Source organism: Pseudomonas sp. BSw22131, from assembly GCF_026810445.1.
In the GTDB taxonomy this organism is placed as follows: domain Bacteria; phylum Pseudomonadota; class Gammaproteobacteria; order Pseudomonadales; family Pseudomonadaceae; genus Aquipseudomonas; species Aquipseudomonas huanghezhanensis.
Genome location: NZ_CP113949.1, coordinates 2,141,283 through 2,163,968, shown reverse-complemented (window position 1 = coordinate 2,163,968; position 22,686 = coordinate 2,141,283). Strand labels below are relative to the sequence as shown.

The following is a 22,686-nucleotide window of genomic DNA, read 5'->3' as shown; positions in this document are numbered from 1 at the left end:
CAACTTCGGCCCAGCGAACAGGTAGCGCCATGAGCGAAAAACCACAAGACCCGACCACTCCGTCCTCCCACGACTCGCCTGCCGACACTGGGCGACGACGCTTTTTGGGCGGCGTTGCAGTGCTGGGCGCGGGTGTGACGCTCGGCGGCTACGCCAAGGCGCAGGAACAGGCCGACCCAAAAGCCGGCCAGCACGGCACTGCCGACACGTCTTTGTCTGTCACTGCCCTCGACAAGGCCTTGCAGGACAACGTCAAAACCATCGTGGTGATCTACGCCGAGAACCGCAGTTTCAATAACCTGTTCGCTCATTTTCCAGGCGTCGAGAGACCGCTGGCGTCTCTAAAGCCGGCTGACTTCCAGCAGCGCGACCGCGACGGCACATTGCTCGACCGGCTGCCACCGGCGTGGGGCGGCGTGTTGCAGGTGGGTCCACAATCGGTGGACGGCGTGGCCTACACCACCGGGGTGCAGTTTCAGGAGAATTTGCCCAATGCGCCCTACCCGCTTAAAGGTCCGAACGGCGAAGACCTGCCCCTGGGGTTGGTGACCCGTGATTTATGGCATGTGTTCTATCAGAATCAGATGCAGATCAACGGTGGCAAAAATGATGGTTTCGTGGCCTGGGCAGATTCGGGTGGCCTGACGATGGGACATTACGGTCAATCGCAATATTCGCTGCGTCTGTGGGATGTCGCGAAAGAGTTCGTGCTGTGCGACAACTTCTTTCAAGGCGCATTTGGCGGCTCGTTTCTCAATCACCAATACCTGATTTCAGCGACCGCACCGTTCTATCCCGACGCAGCGAACTCTGTGGCGAAATCACAGATAGCGGCACTTCAAAGCGATGACCCGCACGATTACCGACTCAAGCCACTGGAAAAATCCCCGACAAGCGCCATGAGCGGACCTCCGCAATTTGGCCCGAGCGCCCTGACGCCGGACGGATACGGCGTCAACACCCTTGCCCCGCCGTATTGGCCGACCTGGCTGCGCGATCCGGACAATCCTGATTATTCCAAGCCGGACCTGGCCAACGTGCTGGTGCCCCAGAGCCACGAGCACATTGGCGACAAGCTTTCGAAAAAGAACATCGACTGGGCGTGGTACGCGGGCGGCTGGCAAGCGACGCTTGACCAGTTCAAGGATTCGGGCGGCATCCCTAAAATCCCCAATTTCCAGTACCACCATCAGCCGTTCAACTACTTCAGCCAACAAGGCCCACAGCACCCGCAGGAGCGACAGAAACGCCTGCGCGACGGTGGTCTGGGTGATGAGTCGAGCAGCAATAAATTCTTTGCCGACGCGTTGGCCGGGAAGCTGCCGGCAGTATCTTTCTACAAACCTCAGGGCAATCTGAACATGCACGCCGGTTATGCGGATGTGGCCTCCGGCGACCGACACATTGACCGTGCCATCAAGGTGCTGCGTGAAAGTCCGCAGTGGGAAAACATGGTAATCGTCGTCACGGTGGATGAGAACGGCGGCTGGTGGGACCACGTTGCACCGCCCAAAGGCGATCGCTGGGGCCCCGGCACGCGTGTTCCGGGGCTGGTCATTTCACCCTTCGCCCGCAAGGGCACGGTAGACCATACGGTTTACGACACCGCCTCGATCCTGCGCCTGATCACCCGCGTCCATGGCCTGGAGAAACTCAACGGCCTGAGCGAGCGCGACAACGCGATGACTGCTCGCGGACAGACGCCTATGGGCGATCTGACCAATGCCCTGCAGTTTCCTGGCTGACCACCAAACCTGTGTTGAACCAGACCTGGCGCCTCGCGAATGGATTCGCGACTACAGACTCAACACACCGCCTGCCGTACACGCGGCAACGCAGGTCCTCTGAGCTGACGAGCCAAAGCGAGGCCGCGATGCGGTACATCTGATACACCGCAATCGCGGCCTCGCCGAGGCTCATCACACGCCTACAAAGACTCGTTAGGAATTAGCGCCAGCAGGTCTGTGCTGCCGACGTCGACGCAGGCCTGGCACAACAAGGTCGTGGCCTGTCCCCGGTGGTGGGTCTGGTGATTGAAGAAATGAGTCAACAGCGCATAAAACTGCCTACTTCCCTGAACTCCGGCGGTATTGGCGTAATGCAGCGTGGCGTCAAGGTCCGCATCTACCAGTTCGCCGGTCCAGGCGATGATCGCCGCGTCCAGCATCTGCCGACGCTCGTGCAGCGCATCAAGGTGATCGAATAACCGCACGGCCAGTCCCGATGGATCGTCCAGCTGCGTCACCGCCAGCAACGACGGCCACTGCAACGGCTGCCGGGCGAAGCGCTTCAGCCAGATCATATCCGCCGCCACAAGGTGGTTCAGGGTGCCGAACAACGATCCAAAAAACGCCCCGCGCGCCTCAAATAGCTGTGCTTGAGGCAACGTTGCCGCCGCTGCGTAAAGTTTGTCGTTCATCCACTCGTTGTATCGGGCCATCAATTGCAGTTGCTGGATGCGGTTCACGGACTGGCACTCTGGCAATTATTCATGAAAGCGACGCTACGGTTTTGCAGCGCCGATGTCCACGTGAGGCCAACAGGCGGGCGGTCCCCGGAAAAGCGACAACCGGCCGTTTTGTTTCTGGAGGCATATATGTACATTAAAATATATGTATTTCCATATATGAAAGGTCTGCATGCCACTCCTTCCCGTCACCCTCTTTAAATGCCTGTCAGATGAGACCCGTCTGCGCACCATGCTGCTGATGAGTGCCCACGACGAACTCTGCGTTTGCGAACTCATGTGTGCGCTAACGGACAGCCAACCCAAAATCTCCCGGCATCTGGCGCAACTGCGCGAGTGCGGCCTCTTGGCGGATCGTCGTCAGGGTCAATGGGTTTATTACCGCCTGCACCCTCAACTCCCGCAATGGGCGCGCGACGTACTGAGCGTGACTCTTGATGCCAATGAGGCCTGGATTCAGGCCGACACCCTGCGCCTGGAGCAGATGGGCGACCGCCCCTTGCGCCTGACGACCTGCTGCTGAACCTCTTCACCGTGAGTGACCAATGAAAATCCTGTTCATGTGTACGGCCAACAGTTGCCGCAGCGTGCTATCCGAAGCGCTGTTTAATGACAGTGCGCCCCAAGGCCTGCGAGCGGTCAGCGCAGGAAGCTTTCCCAGTGGCCGACTGAACGAAAGGGCATTGAGCACGTTGTCAGCCCTGAACGTTTCCACACAAGGGCTCTACAGCAAAGGCTCCGACGCTTTTACCGAAACGCCGCCTGACATTGTTATCACCGTGTGCGATCAGGCCGCTGGCGAACCCTGCCCGGTGTACTTTGGCCCAGCATTGAAAAGCCACTGGGGCTTGATGGATCCCTCAGATGTGTCTGGGAGCGAATCCGAGACTCAGGCCGCATTCGATGCGACGGTGGCACACATCAAACGGCGCCTTGACGCTTTCCTGGAAAAAGACCTCAGGGCCCTCTCGAACACTGAACTCAAGACGCTGCTTGATCAAATCGGAGCATTACCGTGATGGATACCGAAGCTGTCGACAGTCACGACTTTCCCGCACTCGATCAGTCGTTGCTGCAGGTCCCGGACCCTGAGGCTTTGGAGACGCGCGACCGCCCTGCCCACAAACCGCGAATCCTGCTGTTGTACGGGTCAACACGCGAGCGCTCTTTCAGCCGTCTGCTTACCGAAGAAGCCGCCAGGGTGCTGCAATTGCTCGGAGCGCAAACCGTTGTCTTTAACCCCAATGGCCTGCCGCTGCCGGATGATGCCCCCGTGGAACACCCGAAAGTGCAGCAGTTGCGCGACCACGTGATGTGGTCCGAAGGCCAGGTCTGGTGCTCGCCCGAGAGACACGGCTCAATGTCCGCCGTGTTCAAGGCCCAGATCGACTGGATCCCCCTCGAACTGGGTGCGGTGCGGCCGACACAGGGCAAGACACTTGCCGTGATGCAAGTCTGCGGTGGCTCGCAATCATTCAACACGGTTAACCAACTGCGTGTGCTGGGCCGCTGGATGCGCATGTTGACCATCCCCAATCAATCGTCGGTGCCCAAGGCGTTTCTTGAGTTTGACGAAGACGGGCGAATGAAGCCCTCGCCCTACTACGACCGAATGGTTGACGTGATGGAAGAGCTCATGAAATTCACGCTCCTTACACGCGGGCGCGAGGCGTACCTGGTAGACCGTTATTCCGAGCGCAAGGAAACGGCAGAAGCCCTCTCCCGCCGCGTCAATCAGCGTTCAATTTGAAGCGATCAAACCACTGGCCTGCTGCCAATCAAAGGGCAGGCGTCTCACCGAGCCCGCTCGTCTCACGTCGGGCCTGCACGGTTTCATTGGGCAAGCGCAGCGTCAACAGGCCCAGCACGATGGCAACCGCGACGATGGCGCAATACACCCCGACGAATGTGCCGCTGGCGCTGGCGAGCCAACCGGCGCAGTAGTTGCCAAGCATCCCGCCGACGCCCTGCATGATGTTGGCGATGCCGAAAAGCGTGACCGCGAGGGAAGCGCTGGAGGCCATTTTGGAGACGTAGGCCGGGATCAGGCCAAAGATCGGATAGAACGCAATGGCGAACAGTATCCCCGCCGCCAGCGGCCAGTACCCGACAGGGTGTACCACGAAAATCAGCGCCGCCAGCGCCACGTTGACATACACCAGCAGCATCGCCGTGCGCAGCCCGATCCTGTCCGACAGCCAGCCCACCGCCAGCCCGGCGAACATGCCGACAAAGCCGATCACTGCCCAGATTTGCGCCGTACTGTCGACGGCGAAACCCAGCTCGGTTCGCAAGTAGGAAGACAGGTAATTCTGAAAGGGAAATGTAGAAAACCCGATCAGAAAATTCATCGCCCAGACCGTGATCACCCACGGTTGCAGCAGCGGACTGCGCCCGGTCTTCACGTCTGTATCGGCAAAGCCGGAAGCGCCGGACTGCGGGCAATGGCTCGTCGCCGGGTCATTCACGAACATGCCGGCGCGCCTGAACACCCAGAACACCACCAGCGATATGCCGACCGTGAGCAAGCCGACGATCACCCAGACCGTGCGCCACTCGCCCTGCGGCGCGTAGAGCGGCACCAGCAGGCTGTTGATGAACACGCCATAACTGGTGCCGCTGGACACCAGTCCCATCGCCATGCCCCGATAACGGTAAGGCACGGCGCGGGACAGGACGTCGACCATGGGCACGAACACCGTGGCGGCGGTGCCAGCAAGAACCGTCAACAAAGCACCGATGACCAGGACGTTGTGCGACAGCGGGATAAGCAGCAACGCCGCGCCGCAGATCACACCCGAGCCGAATATTACCCAGCCGCCACCCAGTCGCGGGGTCAGCCAGGCGGCCAGCAATGCACAGACCAGAAACCCGAATTGCCCCGCTGCAGTAATCGCGCCTACATAGGCGATATCAAAACCCAGGCTGGCGCGCATGTCCGGGACGAGTTGAGCAAAGAGATAAATCCCGAAGCCATAAGTCGCTGCGACCAGTCCGGTGAGCAGCACGACGATCAAAGCCTGCAAGCGCATGATGAGTTTCCTGGTGGAATCCATTCGGCAGGACATGCCACTGCGTTTTTGACCAGCGATTACAAAGGATTTAACGCAACCAGAGCTCACTCACCACATGATCCGCAGCCTTGCGCACCACCAGATTGGCACGTTCGCGGGTCGGCAGAATGTTTTGCAGTAGATTGGGACGGTTGATATCACGCCAGATCTTGCGCGCAGCGTCCGGCGACTTTGCCGGATCAAGGTCTGCCAGCTCTCGAAAGTAGGCACCGCGGGCACGGAACGCAGTTCGTTGCAGCATCAGGAAGCGCTCGACGTACCACTGCTCGATGTTGCTTTCGTCAGCATCGAGGTAGATCGAGAAATCGAAGAAGTCAGACACAATGCTGCCAGGCTTCTGGCTGCTGTCGCCTTCAGTCTGCAGTACATTCAGGCCTTCGAAGATGAGAATGTCCGGCTGGCTCACCGTCTGAAACTGGTCAGGCACGATGTCGTAGCTGATGTGAGAATAGACCGGCGCGGTGATTTGTGCAGCACCCGCCTTGAGGTCGGACAAAAACCTGACCATGCGCTTGCGGTCGTAGCTTTCGGGAAACCCCTTGCGGTGCATGATGCCGTCGGCGTCGAGCCTGGCATTGGGGTGCAGAAAGCCGTCAGTCGTCACCAGATCGACCCGTGGGTGATCAGGCCAACGCGCCATCAATGCCTGCAATACACGGGCGAAGGTGCTTTTGCCGACCGCGACGCTGCCCGCCACTGCAATCACGAACGTCTGTTTATGGGCCGGGCGGCCGAGAAACGTGTCCTTGATGCCCGACAGATTGTGTGCGGCACTGACGTGCAGGTTGATGAGTCGGGACAGCGGCAGGTAAATATTGGAAACGTCTTCCAGCGAAATATCTTCGTTTACGCCTCGCAACGCCGACAGTTCTTCTTCGGACAAAGTCAGCGGGGTATTGGCGCGCAGCCCCGCCCATTCCTTGCTGGTCATTACGAGATAGTCATCAGGCGCCATCTATAGCTTTCCGTCCAAGTGTCTGTATCGACAATGGTGCGAAGACTATCGCATCGTTCAAAAAGGCGGCAGATTTATTTGATTTGCCTGCACTTTTAACCCAATGCAAGGTTGGCGACACTCAGGGTTTCGCGCTGCAACCACGCCTCGATCTTGTCGGCGGACAGCGGCTGGGAAAACAGATAACCCTGTACGAGCGTGCAACCCAGACTTTTCAGGGCATCGAGTTCGTCGTCGGTCTCCACGCCCTCGGTGATGCACTCAAGTTCCATGTCCAGGCTCAGCGCCAACAGCGATTTGACGATCTTGTAACTGGCCGGGTCCTGATGGATGTTGGTGATAAAGCTGCGGTCGATCTTCAGTTTGGTCAGCGACAGCGCGTGGATCTGACTCAGGCTCGAATACCCGGTGCCGAAATCATCCAGTGAAATACCACAGCCCAATTGACGAAACAGGCTGATCGCCCTCTGTGCCTGGTCGAGGTCTTGAATAACGGCGGTTTCGGTGATCTCGAAATCCAGGCGGTGCGGGTCGAACTGGCTGCTCGTCACAACCTTCAGAATCTGTTGCACGGCCTCCTCGGAGCCGCAATCGTGCGCGGAAAGATTGAACGACAATCGCACATCGTGCGGCCAGGTGTGCGCTGCCGCGAGCGCTTTTTCCAGCAAGGGCAAGGTCAAGCGGTTGATCAGACCAATGCGCTCGGCCACCGCAATGAAATGACACGGGGCAACGGTGCCAAGCTCAGGACTGGCCCAGCGCGCCAGCGCTTCGAACGCCACGGTACGCTGGATGCGGATGTCGATTATCGGCTGGAACACCACCGTAAATTCTTCAACGATATTGGCCCTGCGCAGGCCCTGTTCGGTCAGCACGTCGCGGTGCAACTGCTGAAAGTGCTCGTCTGAAAACAGGCACATGCTGCCCGGCGCCAGACGCTTGCTCTGGTAAAGCGCGTAGTCGGCGTATTCGTAAATCTCAACGCCTGAGGCCGCCATGTCCGGGAAAATCACCACCCCTAGCGACGCACTGATCTGAATCTGGATGTCGCCGACCAAAAACGGCTCACGCATTGCGTCGCAGATAGCGTTTCCCAGCGTACGAAGCCCGCTTTCATTGATGTCTCCCGAGAGGATCAACGCGAACTCGTCACCGCCCAGTCGCGCCAGATGCACCTCTTCGTTAGCGAAACCCTGCAGCCGCTGCCCTACCTGAACCAGCAGTTTGTCGCCCACGCTGTGGCCATAGATATCGTTCACCGGCTTGAAGCCGTCCAGATCAATCAGGCCCGCCGCCAGCCGCGATTTATGGAGCACGGTAGCCTCGAGAAGCGTGTCGAGGGTGCTGAAAAACTGCCGGCGGTTTGGCAGCCCGGTCAGGCTGTCCTGATTGGCCAGGCGCTGGTTTTCGTTGCTCAGCCGCTCGGTGCTGGCCTGCATGTTTACCAGCCGCGTGAAGTCGCGGTAGTGATTTTGCAAGACCACCAGCATGGCCATCGACACCAGTAATACATTTACCGACATGGCCACGAATATCGCCTGGTGGGTGGACGCAAAGAAGGCGATGAAGGCGATGTTCACAATCGCGGTGGTGGTCAACGCGGCAGGCCGCAGGTGCATCAGGCAAAAGATGCAGACGATGACCGTGATCGCCATGTAGAACGCGACATACGCCTTGGCGTACACGTCGCCATACGGAAATAAAGCCAGAGCCCAGGCTGTAAAACACAGGGCGATCAGCGCAGACAAGCGATTGGTCCGAATCAGCCGGGTGAGGATCTTTTCCGGGGACGGCATCTGCCGCCGATCGCGGCACCACATCACGGCGCGAGTGACCCCTACCATCGTCAGCGCGAGCGGGCAGTAAAGCACCAGCCACACGGGCGCCATAGCGTAGTGGGTCGCGGCCAGCGCGAGCGTGTTCACCAGCAAGATGAAATACATCATCGGCAACTGACTGGACAACGCAACGTATTGCGCCTTGAGCAGACGGGGATTGTCGCGCGGCACTGACATCAGCGTTTTCAGGCTGGCAGGCAGACTTTTTTTCATGGCGGGTCGAGCACTCAAGAGCTGCACCGGGAGAAGCTCCGGCAAACTGATACGGAACCGTGGAAATCCTTTACCCAGGGCCTACCCATGAGCATCGGCCAGCTTTCCCCATTCTGTAATATTCCCGACCGGCAGCATGTGCTAGGCCGAAGGGTCGTTCAGCCGTTGCACGTCTGATCGCCAAGCGCGCTTTCGCGGCAGTGCCTGGCTGCGGACGACCAAAGAAGTAACCCTGAATATGCGAGCAGCCCTCCCCGATCAGCCTTGGTAATTGAAGGTCGGCTTCCACGCCTTCTGCCGTGGTCTGGATTTGCAGGCTTGAGGCGATGCCAATGATCGCCCGGGCCTGGCGACCTTATCGTGGGAAGTGGGTTACATGGCTTAGTCCGAATCGGCTGCCTGTTCGCAGGAAACATCCGGGTAAATCCCTGTACCTAAACCGGACCTGCAAGAGTATTTGTATAAGCGTTGAGGGGTTCCTTCAACGACCGACCGTCGAAAGATGGCATCACGCCACGCAAGCGATACAGCACCCTTCACAACCTATCCAATTGGGTGTTACTGCCTGTAAGTGCAAGGGGTAAGTGATCCGCATGCGGTGTTTCAGGTCCCAACGAGGTGTCGGGTTTCAGGGCCGCTGCGCAGCCCATCGCGGCCTCGCGCTGCTCGTGCGCTCCTACAGGGATTGGCGACGTTCTTGCGGTTTCGATTCTGCCCGTAGGCCGTGGGAGCGTGTCTTGTACCGCGATCTGGCGCGCAGCGGCAGTGAATGCTGTAACTGCTGCTAATGCGGTGCATCAGGTGCAGCTGAGGTGTCCGATTTCAGGGCCACTGCGCAGCCCATCGCAGCCTCGCGCTGCTCGTGCGCTCCTACGGGGATTTGTGCCGGTTGGGGATTTTTAGTCTGACCGCAGGGCGTTGCCGCAAATGGCTGGCTTTCAGGGTGCTCATTGCGCGCCGAACATTGCGGTCCAGTACACCCCGGCGTCGCTCTTTGGGTCGGTTGCATAGGCGGCGCCCAGTTCACGGAATTGCGGGTTCATCAGGTTGGCGCAATGCCCGGCGCTGGCAAGCCAGCCATCGACCACTTTGCGCGGCGTGTCCTGTCCGGCCGCGATGTTCTCGCCCACTTGTTGACCGGCATAACCTGCCAACTCTGCGCGGTCACCGGGGGTGCGGCCATCGCGGTCGAGATGGTCAAAAAAGTTGTTGTTGGCCATTGCACGGCTATGGCCTTGAGCTGCGGTGCCGAGGATGGCGTTCCAGGCCAGCGGCGCGGTGGCTGCAAAGTCTTGAGTGCCGCACGTACGCGGTTGGGCGCGGGCGGTATTGATCATGTCCAGCAGCTTCTGCCCTTCCGCCTGCCAGTCACCCAGCCGTGCGGTCAGCAACGGTCGCGCCAGCACAATGCGCCAGTCACGCCCTTCCCGGCTCACACCCACGTCAATAAACTGCGGATTGAGCACCACCTGACAGAACGTTTCCTGAATGGCCGTCATCGCCGATTGCGCATCGCGAGGGCCGGACAACGTGATGGCCTGCACGCTGACCATCGGATAAGACGCCCGCGCCAGCGCTTGTTGCAGGTCACCGCCACCGGTGGCAGGCAAATTAAGGCGAGGGTCCGCAGCCAGCGGCGGCAGCTCCTGAGACGCCTGCCCGGCGCAACGTTGCACCTGGCCGCGATAGGCGTTGATGGATTGCACCAACTGCGTCTCTTCACTCGCGAACGCAGTGGTCGCGCAGGTCAGCCCCAGCGAGAGCGCAACGAAGCTGGCAATAAACGGTACGACGCGCATGTAAGTCTCCTTTAAGGTAGGCCGAGAATATCGCGAGGAAAGCCCCATGACCATGGTTGCCCCCGGGCTGATAATTGATCAGAACGGCTTAGCCCGATGCCTTTGGCGGTCGGCAGCTTCAGAGTATGTCCACTACCACGATTGCGAGTGGGGCCGCCCCGTTTACGACGATGTGCGCTTGTTCGAAAAAATCTGTCTGGAGGGATTTCAGGCAGGCATGGCGTGGCTCACCATCCTGCGCAAGCGCGAGCATTTTCGTGAGGCGTTCGACGGTTTCGACATCGACACGGTAGCGGCCTACACAGAAGCCGACGTCGAGCGGCTGATGACCAACCCCGGCATCGTCAGAAACCGCGCCAAGATTCTCTCCACCCTCAACAACGCGCGACGGGCGCGTGAACTGATCGATGAGTCCGGCTCGCTGTCGGCCTGGCTCTGGGCGTTCGAGCCACCAGACGAAGAGCGGCCCAAAACCATTGACCTCGATTACTGGAACGCCAATCCGCTTTCAACTGCCTCGATTCGTCTGTCCAAAGCGCTGAAAAAGCGCGGCTGGACATTTGTCGGGCCGACCACCTTGTACGCGTTCATGCAGGCCATGGGGCTGGTGAACGATCACCTGACAGGGTGCGCATGCCGTGACGAAATCGAGCAGCAACGCGCCGCGAAGCATCAGCGGGTGTCGCCGGCCTGACCTTTGCGCTCCTGAATCATCTGCTCGCCGCTTTGCTGGCGTTGCTGTTGCAGCGAGTCGGTGGTCCCGCTGCCACCCGGCTCTGGCGTAGACGGTTGTTGAACGTCCGGATCTCGACGATTGGGGTTTCGATTACCGTTGACCGTGCCAGCACCGTTCACGCCCGTATTGCCAGGGCTGATTACGCCCGCGCCGACACCCGCCGCCCCGGTTCCAACCGAGCTCGGTGCGTTCCCACCCGCCGCTGCTCCTGCCACGCCCAACAGGCCATTGAGCGCCAGCGTCACAGATAAAGTCGCCATGCTCTTACCCAGCGTATTCATGTTTACCTCTCGTGCGCAGTAGAACCATTGTGTATGGACGACGTGAGCGCGGTGAGGTTCGCTCCTATTGCAACGCGATCAGCGGCAACCAAGACGATGGGCAAAGCGGCAGATGCATCGCTATGATTGCACCCCATGAGCCCACCCCCACCGACTCGCCAACCCTGCCCACCGGGCGCTTGCGACTGCGAGCGCGAACGGCTGGTCGAACGACCGGACGCCGACCTGCGCATCCTGTGGCTGACCCGCGCCGAAGAAAAACGCCTGCTCGAGCGTCTTGAAAGCATCGCCAGCCTGGACGACCTCAAACACATGCAACAGCGGATGCACGAGCAACTGGGCATTCGTGTGGATATCGCGCCAGGTTTCAACGAAGTCAAAAGCGTCAGAGGCCTTGATTTCCAGATCGCGGTGCTGCCTGGCATGTGCCGCAAAACCCGTAAAGCCATCCCGACTTCGATCCGTCGTGCGCTGGAAAAACGCCCGGAAATCGCCTACCAGTTGCTCAACGCCCACGACTTGCTGCGCGACGCCTGACACGTCCTGGCGCGATTACAGCTCGGTCAATCGGGCTGAACTTTCCCTTTTGTAATTCCCTCCCACTGTCAGCGCCGCCGAAAAACAAGTCGGCAGCGACCGCATCCACTACGAGGGAAACAACGCAATGAGCACCCAACTGCAAGGCAAGAAAATCCTCATCATCACCTCCAACACCGGCATTGAACGCGATGAGCTGGTCAAGCCTCTGGAAGCACTGCGCGGCTTCGGCGCCACGGTCACTCACGCGTCAATCGAAGGCGGCACCACGCAAACGTTCGTGGGTGATACCGAGAAAGATAAAACCGTCGACTCCGACAGCAAACTCGCTGGCCTCAATGCTGCTGATTTCCATGCGCTGGTGATCCCGGGCGGCACCGTCAACGCTGACACCATTCGTCAGGACGCCGATGCACAAGCGCTGGTCAAAGCCTTCACCGATGCTGGCAAAACCGTTGCTGCGATCTGCCACGGCCCATGGCTGCTGATCAACGCTGGCGTGATCGCAGGTAAAACACTGACTTCGTACCCGAGCGTGCGCCTGGACCTGGAAAACGCCGGCGCTGCGAAATGGGTCGATGAGCAGGTGAAAGAGTGCCCGGCCAACGGCTGGACTCTGATCACGTCGCGCAATCCCGACGATTTGCCTGCCTTCAACGAGGCCATCGCCAAAGCGGTTTCCGCTGCCTAAGCGTTAATCAATCAAGGGCATGCGACCCGACGCGCATGCCCTTTGGCTGTTCGGTCTGCCAAAAATCAAATACTTGAAACGAATATTGAGCAGAGCAAGTCGACATCGGTAGGCCAACGCGATAGTCGCTTGCGCCGCGACGAGACTCGCCGATGATCGCAATCATTGTCCCTGCCCATAACGAAGAACTGGTTCTGGACGCCTGCATCAAGTCGTTGCAGGCCGCCTCCGCGCATCAACACCTGGCGAACGTAGCCGTTGAAATTCTGATCGTGCTGGATGACTGCGACGACGCCTCGTTGCACGTGGCACTGCGTCACGACGTGCTGGTGCACACCTGTCAACATCGCAACGTCGGGATGACCCGCGCTGCAGGTGCTGAAATGATGCTTGCCCGAGGCGCCACGTGGCTGGCCTTCACCGATGCCGATACCGTTGTGCCCTATTCGTGGCTCGCGCACCAAGTGGGTTTTGGCACCGACGCCGTGTGTGGGGTGGTGCAGGTCAGCGATTGGTCCGAGCATTCTGGCTCGGTGCGCGAGCAATATGATGCGCACTACACTCCGATGGACGGCCATCGTCATATCCACGGCGCAAATCTGGGCGTCAGCGCCGATGCTTACGTCAAAGCCGGAGGCTTTCGAGCCCTCGCCGCCCATGAGGACGTGCGCCTGATCGAAGACCTGGAGCGCACCGGCGCCGTCATCACCTGGACCGCCGTCAATCAGGTCACTACCAGTGCGAGGAAAAGTTGTCGCTGTCGCGAAGGCTTTGGTGATTACCTGAAATCACTGGCCGAGCCGCATGCCATGGGTTGATACCCCACAAGGAACGGGCCGTTTTTTCACCGACTCCCGCTATTCATTGGCCCTCAAGTGAGCATCAATGCCAGAACGCAAACACGAAGTGCATGCTCCTGAATCAGCTCTGGGCGGCGGCATGATGAGCGCCAGCATTGCGCTGCCGCAGACGGGCAACTGGTTCAAGCGCCTGCTGGCTTTTACCGGTCCCGGCTACATGGTTGCCGTTGGCTACATGGACCCAGGCAACTGGGCCACGGACATCGCAGGTGGCTCGCAGTTTGGCTACATGCTGCTGTCGGTGATCCTGCTGTCCAACCTGATGGCCATTGTGCTTCAGGCACTGTCGGCCCGGCTCGGCATTGCCACCGGCTGGGACCTGGCACGCGCCTGTCGCGAGCGCTACAGCCGCCCGGTGTGCATCGCGTTGTGGCTGGCCTGCGAAATCGCGATCATCGCCTGCGACCTGGCTGAGGTGATCGGCACCGCGATTGCCTTGAACCTGCTGTTTGATATCCCGTTGGTGTGGGGCGCGGTGATCTCGGCTGTCGATGTGTTCCTCATTCTGCTGCTGATGGGCCGGGGCTTCCGCGCGCTTGAAGCGTTCGTGATCGCGCTGCTGACGATCATTTTTGCCTGCTTCGCCATCCAGATGTTCCTCGCCGATCCGGTGCTGAGCGAAGTGTTCAACGGGTTCATCCCGCGGTCAGAAATCATCACCAATCCGGCGGCGCTGTACCTGGCAATCGGCATCATCGGCGCCACGGTCATGCCGCATAACCTCTACCTGCACTCCTCCATCGTTCAGACCCGCGCCTACCCGCGCACCGACGCCGGGCGCAAGACCGGCCTGCGCTGGGCCGTGACGGACAGCACCATAGCGCTGATGCTGGCGCTGTTCGTCAATGCCGCGATCCTGATCACCGCCGCCACGGTGTTTCACAAGGCCGGCAAGACCGACGTGGTCGAGATCGAGCAGGCTTATCACCTGCTGTCGCCCATGCTTGGCGTAGCGCTGGCGTCCACCTTGTTCGCTGTTGCCCTGCTGGCCTCCGGGATCAACTCCACGGTCACTGCCACGCTGGCCGGACAGATCGTGATGGAAGGCTTTTTACGGCTGAAGATTCCTGGCTGGGCCAGGCGTCTGGTCACACGGGGTCTGGCGATCATCCCGGTGATCGTGGTCACGCTTATCTACGGCTCCGAGGGCACCGCAAAGCTGCTGGTGTTAAGCCAGGTCATTCTGTCGATGCAACTGCCGTTCGCGGTGATTCCGCTGGTGCGTTTCGTCTCGGACAAGCAACTGATGGGCGCACTGGTGACGGGCCGGACGCTCACTGTGTGCGCATGGTCCATCGCGACGCTGATCGTCGTCCTGAACCTGATTCTTCTGATCGGCATGTTCCGTGACTGACCTCAAGAATCACGCTCGCCAACTCCACTGAACCGCTTGAGCACGGCTAAGTCAGCCAAGAATCAGGCGCGTAGACGCCTGTCAGAACTGGATCACGCCTGCTTCCAGATCAACCTGAATGAGTAGCCTCCATGACCGTGATTAACAGCAATGTTCAACCGTTGATGTTCCAACCTTCATTCGAACAGATTCCCGAAGACGAAGCGCAAACCAGCCAGGAGTTGGTCGACGCGATGCACACCATCCTCGAAACCACCTACCAGGATTCGGGCCACGCCATACGCAGCGTGCATGCCAAGGCGCATGGCCTGTTGCGCGGCACGATTCACGTGCTCGAAGGCCTGGCGCCGACGCTGGCACAAGGCGCTTTTGCAAAACCCGGATCGTTACCGGTGGCGATGCGTTTCTCGACCAATCCCGGCGATATTCTGGATGACGAGGTGTCCACGCCGCGTGGGCTGGCGATCAAGATCGTCGGCGTCGAAGGCGATCGCCTGCCGGGGATGGAAGGTCTGGTGACGCAGGATTTTGTCATGCAGAACGCCAATGCTTTCACCGCCCCGGACCCCAAAGCGTTTTTGAAGACCCTGAAGATGCTGGCCAAGACCACCGACAAAATGCCGGGTACCAAGAAGGCAATGTCTGCCGTGCTGCGTGGCATCGAGTCGGCCGTGGAAGCGGTCGGTGGCGAGAGCGGAACGCTGAAAAGCCTGGGTGGACACCCGCTCACGCACATTCTGGGCGAGACCTTCAACACGGTGGTACCGCTGCTGTACGGCCCTTATTACGCCAAGATCAGCGTCGTCCCGGTCTCTCCGAATCTGACAGAACTGACCGACAAGAAGATCGACCTGGATGGGAAACCCGACGGTCTGCGTGAGGCCGTGCAGGCCTTCTTTGCCAATAACGACGCGACCTGGGAAGTGCGTGTGCAGTTGGCAACCGACCTGGAGAAGATGCCCATCGAGGATGCTTCGGTGGCATGGCCGGAAGAGCTGAGCCCGTTCATCACCGTGGCGCGCATTGAGGTGCCGCGTCAGGGCTCGTGGACCGAATCGCGCAGGCAGGAAATTGACGAGGGCATGAGCTTCAGCCCTTGGCATGGCCTGGCCGCTCACCGCCCGTTGGGCGGGGTGAACCGGGTGCGCAAACCTTCGTATCAGCACTCTGCCGGGTTTCGCAGTCAGCACAACAGGTGTCCGATGCACGAACCGCGCTCGCTCGATAACGCATAGCGCCGCGTAGGACGTCGCCCGCTGCAACGGCGGGCGTTTCGGTAAAACTATTGCCGATTGGCCGGGCGATTGCTTCCCCTTACAGTTGTATGATGACATACGAGCGGGCTACGCCCGATGGCACTCATCACAACAATAAGGAAGTTCCCATGACACGCGTCAAACTGCTGGTTGGTTTTCTCTGCTTGTTCAGCGGCTATGTTGCCGCAGCGACAGCCGAAGAGGACGTTGCCATTGCTGTCGACAAACTCACACAAGCCATGTGGCATCACGACATTCCTGCGCTTGAGGCCCTGACGGCAGACAACCTTACATACGGACATTCCAGCGGCAAAATTCAAACAAAGAAGGAATTCATTGCTGATATTGACACCGGTGTCAGCGGCTTTGACGACCTGAAAATGCTCAATCAGAAAATCACCATGAGCGGCGACACCGCGCTGGTGCGCAACCATTTCTCCGCCCAGGCCAATAACAGCGGAAAAAAAGTCCCCACCGAAATAGAGAACTTCCAGATCTGGCAAAAACAGAACGGCCATTGGCTGCTGATTGGTCGTCAAGCATTCAAATTCTGATACACACCGAGGGCTGCGTCGCCCGCGTATCAGTACCGGTTACCCTGGCTGTTTGAAATTGATTGATTGTGAAGTTGTCGATCAACGCAGCGCCGCCGTACAGGAATTTTTTGTACGGCGGGGCTACGGATCAATGCGTCGTCGATCAACTGCTTCGTTGCAAAACAGTCGAGGCTAAGAAACAACGCGTTACATCAGCACATCAGCACATCAGCGGGATGAGCCGAGTAAAAAGAAAGCCGCACGAATGCGGCTTCGGTGAATCAGTGCGAGCGCCACGATTCAACAGTGTCTGCGCCGTGTTCGGCTTTCCACTGCTTGAGCAGCTTGTGGTTGCCGCCTTTGGTTTCTACCAGTTCACCGGTGTGCGGGTTTTTGTAGACCTTCATGTCACGCGCTTTACGCTGCGCTTTGACCGGAGCAACGGCCTGGGCCTGTGTGCGGCGACCGGCGTTTGGATCGAGAATATTGATGACGTCTTTCAGGCTGAAGCTGTACTCGCCCAACAGTGCGCGAAGTTTGGTCTCGAATTCAATTTCCTTTTGCAGACCGGAATCATTTTTAAGAGATTCAAGTTCTGCCAGATGCTGAGCGAGTTGCTGTTCGAGTTTGCGAAATTCAGCGAGACGAGACATTGAGTATTTTCCATTGACATTAGTGGGAGCGCGTTACGCACAGGCAATGCTAACGCCTGAATAGCCAAGAGTCATCCGTTATTAATTCAAATTAAGAACATGTCATGTTTAAACCTTCGAGGCCCCACATGTACCTGCCTTCCATTACCGACGCGCCATTTCGTGTTTGATGCAGTCTTCATAATAGGTTTGCCGGACGGCTGCAGGTTTTAGCCGCGACGCGCTGTCGTACGTCTGTTCCGTGATCCCCAGGGCCATCATGCGCATCCAGGGCTGGGGGTATTTGCGGGCCTGGACCTTGTTGCGTGCGCCGTAAAGAGAAACGCGGGAAAGCTTGGCGGCCTGCGCCGATCCAGCAACGGAAGAACCCCAATTACAGATGTAACGGTCATGGCTCGTCAGCGCCCTCGCCTGCGCTGTACAGACGATCCCGGACAAACTTCCCAGCGCGACGACAACCACAAATATCCGCATTCAGCCACTACCTAACGTTTTGAAAAGAAAGCGAGTTTGCCTGCCCTTTGCGATTCCGGGGGCCAGCACTTTGCCTCCTAATCCATGGCGATGTTGCCTACAGCCTTCGATGAAATTGCTCGCTTCCCAGTTGGAAAATACCTACCCGCCACCCAGATGAAGGGTTGTCCGTTTGGGTTTATACGAGCTCTGTACCGCTACTGTCAGGAGCTGAAGCGGGAGGAAATTATCCTGATCGGATACCCTCATATGACCACTCATCAAATTTCCACCAAAAATCACGCCAAAAACCCAACGCCATCAAGAGGTTTAATTTGTCTTTTTGCTTGGGAGCAAGTGGTCGTCCTACATTCCCGGCCACGCTGGACGATGCGGGCGTTTCGTCATCGATTTTCAGCACAAAAATAGACGGTCCCGACGTTTAACAAACCCTGCAGCCCAGGATCTGCCTCGCCTTGGGCGATCGGGGCCGTCCGCCAAAATAAAATCCTTTGCTATAACAAAGGTTATCCGGATGAGTGCGAAAACAACGCACCTGGCAACACTAAAAACCGACCGAAATCACTCGTTTGAGTGACCTCTACTCAAGGGCAGGCCAGGACACCCGCAGTCTGGCAGTGGCAAGCGCGGAAAGGCAGGAGCCGTTATGGACAACATCCTAGTCGCCGATAAAGCCACGTCTGAAATCTCTGCCAATGCCTGGGGCAACCTCCAGCTTTCTCGTACCCGCGTCGTACAAATGCCCGTGGCCCCGAGCCACGTCGCGTCGGTCAGCCGAAGTGGCCAGGACCTCACCGTTGTACTCAAATCCGGCGAACGCGTAACGGTTTCCAATTTTTTCAACACGGACCCCAACGGGGTGCGCAGCGACATGGTGTTCCAGTCTGAAGACGGCACCCTTTGGCAGGCCGAATACAGTGCCGACGCCTTCAACGGCTTCACCTTCGATGAAATTTCTTCGCTGGATACGCTACTGGCCGACGCCGGCGTGATTGGCAGCGCGACGCCGACATTTGCCATCGCCGGTCTTGGATTACTGGGTGTGGGCGGCGCAGCTGCCGCGTCGGAGGTGGCGGATGTGGTGGGGAGCCCGAACGGCGCAGTGGTGTCTGGCAAGGGCGAAGCGGGCGACACGGTCACAGTCCGTGACGAGAATGGAGCGGTACTGTTGCGGCCAATGGCACGTTCATCGTCACCCTCGATCCGCCCGTGCCCGCGGTACGGTTTTAAATCAAGGTCACCATCTGCGCGACGTGCGAGCCAGAGCGTTTAGCCGCGTTGTGTGACAATCAATTCAACGGCGGCAATCCGGTCAACGCGCTGGTAGCCCGGCTCTAATAATTCCTCACCAAAAACGTCCGGGTCCAGCTCACGGTCGCGGGAGATCCTCACTGACAGGTTGGCGCCCAATGCGTGCCTGAAACCCGGACAAAAGGCGCAACATATATTCATTTGAGTGTCATCTTGGTTGATCCCCGCTCAAATGAACAAGCTGAACATTGGCGCCATTCTGCATCGTCAATTTTATCCCTCAACCCTGAAGAAGCGCCCCAGTCACTCTGCAGTCTCGGAATCAAAGAGACTTGCCGGGAACTGGCCGATTTACCATCAAAAGCTTGGAAACAGGCCGCAAACACGGAAGAATAGCGGCCACGCAAAAGCGCGAAATGTCTCGCTCGTCTCAGGATGCTGATCAACACCAGCAGAGGGCTTAATTTTGAATCAGCTAAAACGCCTTCAAAGCGGAATTGAAGGGCTCGATACGCTGTTGAAGGGCGGCTTCGTCGCTGGCGCCTCTTACATCATTCAGGGTCGCCCGGGCTCAGGCAAAACCATTCTTGCCAACCAACTCGGGTTCAACCACATCAAAAACGGCGGACGCGTGCTGTTCGCCACCTTGTTGGCAGAGCCGCACGAGCGACTGTTTCAGTTTCTCTCAACGCTGAGCTTTTTCGACAGGACCAAAATCGGCGCCGATATTCAGTTTGTCAGCGCGTTCGACACGCTTGAAAACGATGGGCTCGACGACGTCGTCAAGCTGCTGCGACGAGAGATCACGCGCCAGAAGTCCACTGTGATGATCGTTGACGGCTTGCTCAACGCGCGCTCCAAGGCAGAGTCGGCCATCGACACCAAGAAATTCATTTCCGAACTGCAAGGCCATGCCGCATTCGCAGGCTGTACGGTGCTGTTCCTCACCAGCTCGCAGCTGGACGACGGCAGCCCGGAACACACGATGGTCGACGGCGTCATCGAGATGGGCGAAGAGTCCATCGGCCCCAGGACCGTGCGCCGTATCAAACTGCGCAAAACCCGTGGCAGCGGTGCAATCTCCGGGATCCACGAGTTCGAAATCGACGACTGCGGCATCGTGGTCTATCCACGCCTTGAAAGCGTGTTGCCCCCTCCCCCGCTGAACGACGAAGCCTCACTGACCCATGTGCCCAGCGGCATGCCGACGCTGGATACGCTGATCGGTGGGGGGCTGGTTTCTTCTTCGGTGACATTGCTCGCCGGGCCGTCGGGCTCTGGCAAGACCTCATGCGGCATTCAGTTCTGAGCGAGTGCACCCCAAACGCGCCGGGCCTGCATTTCGGCTTCTACGAAACACCGCAGCGCTTGCGGATCAAGGCGTCGGCACTGGGCCGCGACTTTCGGGCGATGGAAGCGCAAGGCGCTTTGACAATTGCCTGGAACCCCAGCACCGCCGGGCTTATTGACAAGCTGGCGTTCGAACTACTGAAGATCGTCGACGAGAAAAACGTCAAGCGAGTGTTCATCGACAGCCTGGGCGGAATGGCCCAGGTGGCCGCCGATAAAGGCCGAGTCATCGATTTGTTTACGGCGCTGATGAGCGAACTTCGCGGGCGCGGCGTCACCGTGATGGCCTCATGGGAGGTGCAAAGTCTGCTGGGCTCGCATATCGACGCCCCGGCACCGAACCTTTCCGGAATCGTCGACAACCTGCTGCTGATCAGATTTGACCAGCATACGGCTGAACTAAAGAGGCTGTTGTCCATACTTAAGATAAGGGACAGTGCCTATGACCCGTCCCTGCTAGAGGTTGTCATCAGCCACCAAGGTATAGACGTCAAAAAGGTTTCCCAGCATGCAATCGGCGACTGAACCATCGCAGTGCTCGGCGTCATGTTTGCCTGACCATGCGGCAATGAGCCGAATGAGGGCAAAATGACGACCGTTCTGATAATCGACGACGAGTACCTGATCGCAGACATTTTGAGCTACGCGCTGGAAGACGAAGGTTATCTGACGGTCAAGGCGGGTAGCGGCCAGAAAGCGCTGGATATTCTCAACCGGGAATCGCCAGAGCTGATCATCACCGACTACATGATGCCTGGCATGAACGGAATCGAACTCGCTGAAGCGGTGCGCCGGCGTCCAGGCATGGAAATGACGCCGATGATCCTTATGAGCGGCGCGCAGGCTCATCTGGGCAAAGCGAGGCCGGATCTGTTTTTCAACGTGTTTGAAAAACCGTTCGACATCGATGAAGTGGTAGATGCCGTCAAGCGTCGGCTGGCGACCAGCCCGGCTACTGACAATCCGGCCTAACGCTCAGGCCTTCACCAGTCAGGTCCTCAAAATTGGCAGCCGAAAAATAAAAACGCTGCCGTTGCTGAGCTCGCTCTCGGGCTGCAGCGTCTCGCCGTGGGCTTGGACGATCCCGCGCGAGATGAACAAAAGCGGCGTCATGGCCAAGGAAATCTGGGAGCTGAGCCGGGAGCGCTAGCTTGAAAACCCTGGCTGATGCTCCCGCCCCCCTGCCGTCAATGCATGTGCATGCCGCCATGATCAGGAGCGTTCAGCGCCCGTGCAGTTGCGTTGACCTGAATCGACTCTTGCTCACCTTTGGCGTTCTCGACGATCAACGTCAGCGGCACCTGATCGCCCGCATTGATCTGCCCTTTCAGGTTGATCAACATGATGTGATAGCCCTCTGGCTGGATCTGCACGGCCTCACCCGCTGGCAGCGCCAGGTCGGGGACTTCCTTCATGCTCATGACGTCGTTGAGCATGCTCGACTGGTGAATCTGCACCGTCGCGGCGACCGGGGATTTCACCGCCACCAGCTTGCTGTCAGTACTTGAGGTGATCCGCATGAACGCGCCGGTGGACGCCTGTTGCGCCACGGTCGCACGCACCCAGGGTTCCTCGACAGTCGTTTGCGCCCAGCTCTGAACACTCACACCCAGCAGCGCAACCAGCGCACACGGCTGAACCAGCAACTTGAACAATGAAGTGCTCATCAGCAGACCTCCATGACGGTGAGCAGGTCTTCTGCGCACTGTTTTGCAGAAAGGGACGGCGACAGGCCAAGGCGCAGATTGCCTCGGGAATCGAAGACGAAACTGGTCGCCGTGTGAGACATGGTGTAAGTGTCGCCGATGGGAATTTTTTCGTAGAACACGCCGAATTCTTTCGCAGTAGCGGCGGTTTCTTCAAGGGTTCCGGACAGCGCCACGAAGCTTGGATCGAACTGTTTGACGTAGGCATCGATCATCGCTGGCTTGTCGCGCTCCGGGTCCAGCGTAATGAAGATGACCTGCAACGTGGCGCCGTCCGGGCCCATCAGTTTTTTGGCTTGGGCAGCCCTGGCCAAAGTGGTCGGGCACACCGCCGGGCACTGGGTGAAACCGAAGAACACCATTGGCATCAGGCCTCGGTAGCTCGACAGCAGTTTCACATCACCGTTGACGTCTTTGAGCTTGAACGTGCGGCCAAGGATCTGGTTGCTCAGGTCTTTGCCGTATTTGAACGACAGCGCACTGGTAGAGCCATCGCAACCCGCCAGCAAGCCCAGGCTCACCACGCTCATGCCGGCAAGCACTTGGCGACGGGTCAATAATTCAGTCATTTTTAACTTCCTCTCGCGCAGACAAAGGCTGTCGTCGCGGTTTTATTCACTCATTTGTCTCGCAGCACGCTGCGCCTTCACGCCAC

The 22,686-nt window shown here is 58.6% G+C and carries 24 protein-coding genes and 2 pseudogenes; 14 read left to right on the top strand and 12 right to left on the bottom strand.

Translation table 11 applies throughout. From position 1 onward, the window contains the following. Window positions 1-29: 29 nt before the first annotated feature. Window positions 30-1,745 carry an acid phosphatase gene (locus tag OYW20_RS09735; RefSeq protein WP_268800469.1) on the top strand — a complete coding sequence of 572 codons (1,716 nt, stop codon included), beginning with the start codon at window positions 30-32 and terminating at the stop codon, window positions 1,743-1,745. 182 nt (window positions 1,746-1,927) lie between these two features. On the opposite strand, the gene OYW20_RS09730 is transcribed toward OYW20_RS09735, so the two are convergent. Continuing rightward, window positions 1,928-2,467: a DinB family protein gene (locus OYW20_RS09730; protein ID WP_268800468.1), complete on the bottom strand. Its 540-nt coding sequence runs from the start codon at window positions 2,465-2,467 to the stop codon at window positions 1,928-1,930. Window positions 2,468-2,639: 172 nt separating this feature from the next. On the opposite strand from OYW20_RS09730, the gene OYW20_RS09725 reads away from it, so the two are divergent. From OYW20_RS09725 to arsH, 3 genes are read left to right on the top strand one after another with little or no spacing between them, the layout of a single operon-like run. After that, the gene (locus tag OYW20_RS09725) at window positions 2,640-2,990 is read left to right on the top strand and encodes a metalloregulator ArsR/SmtB family transcription factor (RefSeq protein WP_268800467.1); all 351 of its coding nucleotides are present in this window, start codon (window positions 2,640-2,642) and stop codon (window positions 2,988-2,990) included. Between the two features lie 22 nt (window positions 2,991-3,012). Beyond that, window positions 3,013-3,486: an arsenate reductase ArsC gene (locus tag OYW20_RS09720; protein WP_268800466.1), complete on the top strand. Its 474-nt coding sequence runs from the start codon at window positions 3,013-3,015 to the stop codon at window positions 3,484-3,486. After that, window positions 3,486-4,217: an arsenical resistance protein ArsH gene (gene arsH, locus OYW20_RS09715; protein WP_268800465.1), complete on the top strand. Its 732-nt coding sequence runs from the start codon at window positions 3,486-3,488 to the stop codon at window positions 4,215-4,217. The genes OYW20_RS09720 and arsH overlap by 1 nt, the downstream gene beginning before the upstream one ends. A gap of 28 nt (window positions 4,218-4,245) precedes the next feature. Here the strand turns inward: arsH and OYW20_RS09710 are convergent, their stop codons facing one another. From OYW20_RS09710 to OYW20_RS09690, 5 genes are all read right to left on the bottom strand, one after another. Then, window positions 4,246-5,499, bottom strand: a complete 1,254-nt coding sequence (locus OYW20_RS09710; protein ID WP_268800464.1) for an MFS transporter — start codon at window positions 5,497-5,499, stop codon at window positions 4,246-4,248. A 70-nt stretch (window positions 5,500-5,569) separates the two neighbouring features. After that, complete coding sequence (gene coaA / locus OYW20_RS09705) at window positions 5,570-6,496, bottom strand: type I pantothenate kinase (protein ID WP_268800463.1); 927 nt, start codon at window positions 6,494-6,496, stop codon at window positions 5,570-5,572. Window positions 6,497-6,591: 95 nt separating this feature from the next. Then, window positions 6,592-8,547, bottom strand: a complete 1,956-nt coding sequence (locus tag OYW20_RS09700; RefSeq protein ID WP_268800462.1) for a putative bifunctional diguanylate cyclase/phosphodiesterase — start codon at window positions 8,545-8,547, stop codon at window positions 6,592-6,594. A gap of 70 nt (window positions 8,548-8,617) precedes the next feature. Further along, window positions 8,618-8,836, bottom strand: coding sequence for a hypothetical protein (locus OYW20_RS25995; RefSeq protein WP_328284815.1), 219 nt, complete (start codon window positions 8,834-8,836; stop codon window positions 8,618-8,620). Window positions 8,837-9,494: 658 nt separating this feature from the next. Continuing rightward, complete coding sequence (locus tag OYW20_RS09690; protein WP_268800461.1) at window positions 9,495-10,346, bottom strand: CAP domain-containing protein; 852 nt, start codon at window positions 10,344-10,346, stop codon at window positions 9,495-9,497. A gap of 52 nt (window positions 10,347-10,398) precedes the next feature. Here OYW20_RS09690 and OYW20_RS09685 point away from each other — a divergent pair, with 52 nt between their 5' ends. Continuing rightward, window positions 10,399-11,040 carry a DNA-3-methyladenine glycosylase I gene (locus tag OYW20_RS09685; RefSeq protein ID WP_268801093.1) on the top strand — a complete coding sequence of 214 codons (642 nt, stop codon included), beginning with the start codon at window positions 10,399-10,401 and terminating at the stop codon, window positions 11,038-11,040. On the opposite strand, the gene OYW20_RS09680 is transcribed toward OYW20_RS09685, so the two are convergent. Beyond that, window positions 11,019-11,363, bottom strand: a complete 345-nt coding sequence (locus OYW20_RS09680; protein WP_268800460.1) for a hypothetical protein — start codon at window positions 11,361-11,363, stop codon at window positions 11,019-11,021. The two genes, OYW20_RS09685 and OYW20_RS09680, sit on opposite strands and share 22 nt — an antisense overlap. A 135-nt stretch (window positions 11,364-11,498) precedes the next feature. Between OYW20_RS09680 and OYW20_RS09675 the strand changes: the two genes are divergently transcribed. The 6 genes from OYW20_RS09675 (at window position 11,499) to OYW20_RS09650 (ending at window position 16,615) form a co-directional block, all read left to right on the top strand. Then, window positions 11,499-11,900 (top strand): hypothetical protein, encoded by a 402-nt coding sequence (locus OYW20_RS09675; RefSeq protein WP_268800459.1) that lies wholly within the window; start codon window positions 11,499-11,501, stop codon window positions 11,898-11,900. Window positions 11,901-12,027: 127 nt separating this feature from the next. Continuing rightward, on the top strand, window positions 12,028-12,591 hold the full coding sequence (locus OYW20_RS09670) for a type 1 glutamine amidotransferase domain-containing protein (RefSeq protein ID WP_268800458.1): 564 nt from the start codon (window positions 12,028-12,030) through the stop codon (window positions 12,589-12,591). A gap of 152 nt (window positions 12,592-12,743) precedes the next feature. Then, window positions 12,744-13,409 carry a glycosyltransferase gene (locus OYW20_RS09665; protein ID WP_268800457.1) on the top strand — a complete coding sequence of 222 codons (666 nt, stop codon included), beginning with the start codon at window positions 12,744-12,746 and terminating at the stop codon, window positions 13,407-13,409. 67 nt (window positions 13,410-13,476) lie between these two features. Beyond that, window positions 13,477-14,805 carry an Nramp family divalent metal transporter gene (locus tag OYW20_RS09660; RefSeq protein WP_268800456.1) on the top strand — a complete coding sequence of 443 codons (1,329 nt, stop codon included), beginning with the start codon at window positions 13,477-13,479 and terminating at the stop codon, window positions 14,803-14,805. A gap of 131 nt (window positions 14,806-14,936) precedes the next feature. Continuing rightward, entirely contained in the window at window positions 14,937-16,040 is a 1,104-nt protein-coding gene (locus OYW20_RS09655) for a catalase family protein (protein WP_268800455.1), read from the top strand. Between the two features lie 149 nt (window positions 16,041-16,189). Further along, window positions 16,190-16,615 (top strand): nuclear transport factor 2 family protein, encoded by a 426-nt coding sequence (locus OYW20_RS09650; protein ID WP_268801092.1) that lies wholly within the window; start codon window positions 16,190-16,192, stop codon window positions 16,613-16,615. Between the two features lie 263 nt (window positions 16,616-16,878). Here OYW20_RS09650 and OYW20_RS09645 read toward each other — a convergent pair whose 3' ends face one another. Next, window positions 16,879-17,250 carry a histone-like nucleoid-structuring protein, MvaT/MvaU family gene (locus OYW20_RS09645; protein ID WP_268800454.1) on the bottom strand — a complete coding sequence of 124 codons (372 nt, stop codon included), beginning with the start codon at window positions 17,248-17,250 and terminating at the stop codon, window positions 16,879-16,881. A 144-nt stretch (window positions 17,251-17,394) separates the two neighbouring features. After that, window positions 17,395-17,724, bottom strand: a complete 330-nt coding sequence (locus OYW20_RS09640) for a hypothetical protein (RefSeq protein WP_268800453.1) — start codon at window positions 17,722-17,724, stop codon at window positions 17,395-17,397. A 646-nt stretch (window positions 17,725-18,370) separates the two neighbouring features. Here OYW20_RS09640 and OYW20_RS09635 point away from each other — a divergent pair. After that, window positions 18,371-18,997, top strand: a complete 627-nt coding sequence (locus OYW20_RS09635) for a BapA/Bap/LapF family prefix-like domain-containing protein (RefSeq protein WP_268800452.1) — start codon at window positions 18,371-18,373, stop codon at window positions 18,995-18,997. Here the strand turns inward: OYW20_RS09635 and OYW20_RS26180 are convergent. After that, a pseudogene (locus OYW20_RS26180) lies at window positions 18,994-19,098 on the bottom strand (SAM-dependent methyltransferase); the annotation flags it as partial. The gene OYW20_RS09635 and the pseudogene OYW20_RS26180 overlap by 4 nt on opposite strands. A 340-nt stretch (window positions 19,099-19,438) precedes the next feature. Between OYW20_RS26180 and OYW20_RS09625 the strand changes: the two are divergent. Next, window positions 19,439-20,850 (top strand): annotated as a pseudogene (locus OYW20_RS09625) (ATPase domain-containing protein). 63 nt (window positions 20,851-20,913) lie between these two features. After that, the gene (locus OYW20_RS09620) at window positions 20,914-21,297 is read left to right on the top strand and encodes a response regulator (protein ID WP_268800451.1); all 384 of its coding nucleotides are present in this window, start codon (window positions 20,914-20,916) and stop codon (window positions 21,295-21,297) included. 215 nt (window positions 21,298-21,512) lie between these two features. Here OYW20_RS09620 and OYW20_RS09615 read toward each other — a convergent pair whose 3' ends face one another. Next, complete coding sequence (locus OYW20_RS09615; protein WP_268800450.1) at window positions 21,513-21,992, bottom strand: copper chaperone PCu(A)C; 480 nt, start codon at window positions 21,990-21,992, stop codon at window positions 21,513-21,515. After that, on the bottom strand, window positions 21,992-22,600 hold the full coding sequence (locus OYW20_RS09610) for an SCO family protein (RefSeq protein ID WP_268800449.1): 609 nt from the start codon (window positions 22,598-22,600) through the stop codon (window positions 21,992-21,994). Before OYW20_RS09610 ends, OYW20_RS09615 begins: the two co-directional genes overlap by 1 nt. Between the last annotated feature and the right edge of the window lie 86 nt (window positions 22,601-22,686).

Coding starts and splice junctions, on each gene's coding strand:
- OYW20_RS09735 (WP_268800469.1), top strand. CDS start 30: ATGAGCGAAAAACCACAAGACCCGACCACTCCGTCCTCCCACGACTCG.
- OYW20_RS09725 (WP_268800467.1), top strand. CDS start 2,640: ATGCCACTCCTTCCCGTCACCCTCTTTAAATGCCTGTCAGATGAGACC.
- OYW20_RS09720 (WP_268800466.1), top strand. CDS start 3,013: ATGAAAATCCTGTTCATGTGTACGGCCAACAGTTGCCGCAGCGTGCTA.
- arsH (WP_268800465.1), top strand. CDS start 3,486: ATGGATACCGAAGCTGTCGACAGTCACGACTTTCCCGCACTCGATCAG.
- OYW20_RS09710 (WP_268800464.1), bottom strand. CDS start 5,499: ATGCGCTTGCAGGCTTTGATCGTCGTGCTGCTCACCGGACTGGTCGCA.
- coaA (WP_268800463.1), bottom strand. CDS start 6,496: ATGGCGCCTGATGACTATCTCGTAATGACCAGCAAGGAATGGGCGGGG.
- OYW20_RS09700 (WP_268800462.1), bottom strand. CDS start 8,547: ATGAAAAAAAGTCTGCCTGCCAGCCTGAAAACGCTGATGTCAGTGCCG.
- OYW20_RS09690 (WP_268800461.1), bottom strand. CDS start 10,346: ATGCGCGTCGTACCGTTTATTGCCAGCTTCGTTGCGCTCTCGCTGGGG.
- OYW20_RS09685 (WP_268801093.1), top strand. CDS start 10,399: ATGGTTGCCCCCGGGCTGATAATTGATCAGAACGGCTTAGCCCGATGC.
- OYW20_RS09680 (WP_268800460.1), bottom strand. CDS start 11,363: ATGAATACGCTGGGTAAGAGCATGGCGACTTTATCTGTGACGCTGGCG.
- OYW20_RS09675 (WP_268800459.1), top strand. CDS start 11,499: ATGAGCCCACCCCCACCGACTCGCCAACCCTGCCCACCGGGCGCTTGC.
- OYW20_RS09670 (WP_268800458.1), top strand. CDS start 12,028: ATGAGCACCCAACTGCAAGGCAAGAAAATCCTCATCATCACCTCCAAC.
- OYW20_RS09665 (WP_268800457.1), top strand. CDS start 12,744: ATGATCGCAATCATTGTCCCTGCCCATAACGAAGAACTGGTTCTGGAC.
- OYW20_RS09660 (WP_268800456.1), top strand. CDS start 13,477: ATGCCAGAACGCAAACACGAAGTGCATGCTCCTGAATCAGCTCTGGGC.
- OYW20_RS09655 (WP_268800455.1), top strand. CDS start 14,937: ATGACCGTGATTAACAGCAATGTTCAACCGTTGATGTTCCAACCTTCA.
- OYW20_RS09650 (WP_268801092.1), top strand. CDS start 16,190: ATGACACGCGTCAAACTGCTGGTTGGTTTTCTCTGCTTGTTCAGCGGC.
- OYW20_RS09645 (WP_268800454.1), bottom strand. CDS start 17,250: ATGTCTCGTCTCGCTGAATTTCGCAAACTCGAACAGCAACTCGCTCAG.
- OYW20_RS09640 (WP_268800453.1), bottom strand. CDS start 17,724: ATGCGGATATTTGTGGTTGTCGTCGCGCTGGGAAGTTTGTCCGGGATC.
- OYW20_RS09635 (WP_268800452.1), top strand. CDS start 18,371: ATGGACAACATCCTAGTCGCCGATAAAGCCACGTCTGAAATCTCTGCC.
- OYW20_RS09620 (WP_268800451.1), top strand. CDS start 20,914: ATGACGACCGTTCTGATAATCGACGACGAGTACCTGATCGCAGACATT.
- OYW20_RS09615 (WP_268800450.1), bottom strand. CDS start 21,992: ATGAGCACTTCATTGTTCAAGTTGCTGGTTCAGCCGTGTGCGCTGGTT.
- OYW20_RS09610 (WP_268800449.1), bottom strand. CDS start 22,600: ATGACTGAATTATTGACCCGTCGCCAAGTGCTTGCCGGCATGAGCGTG.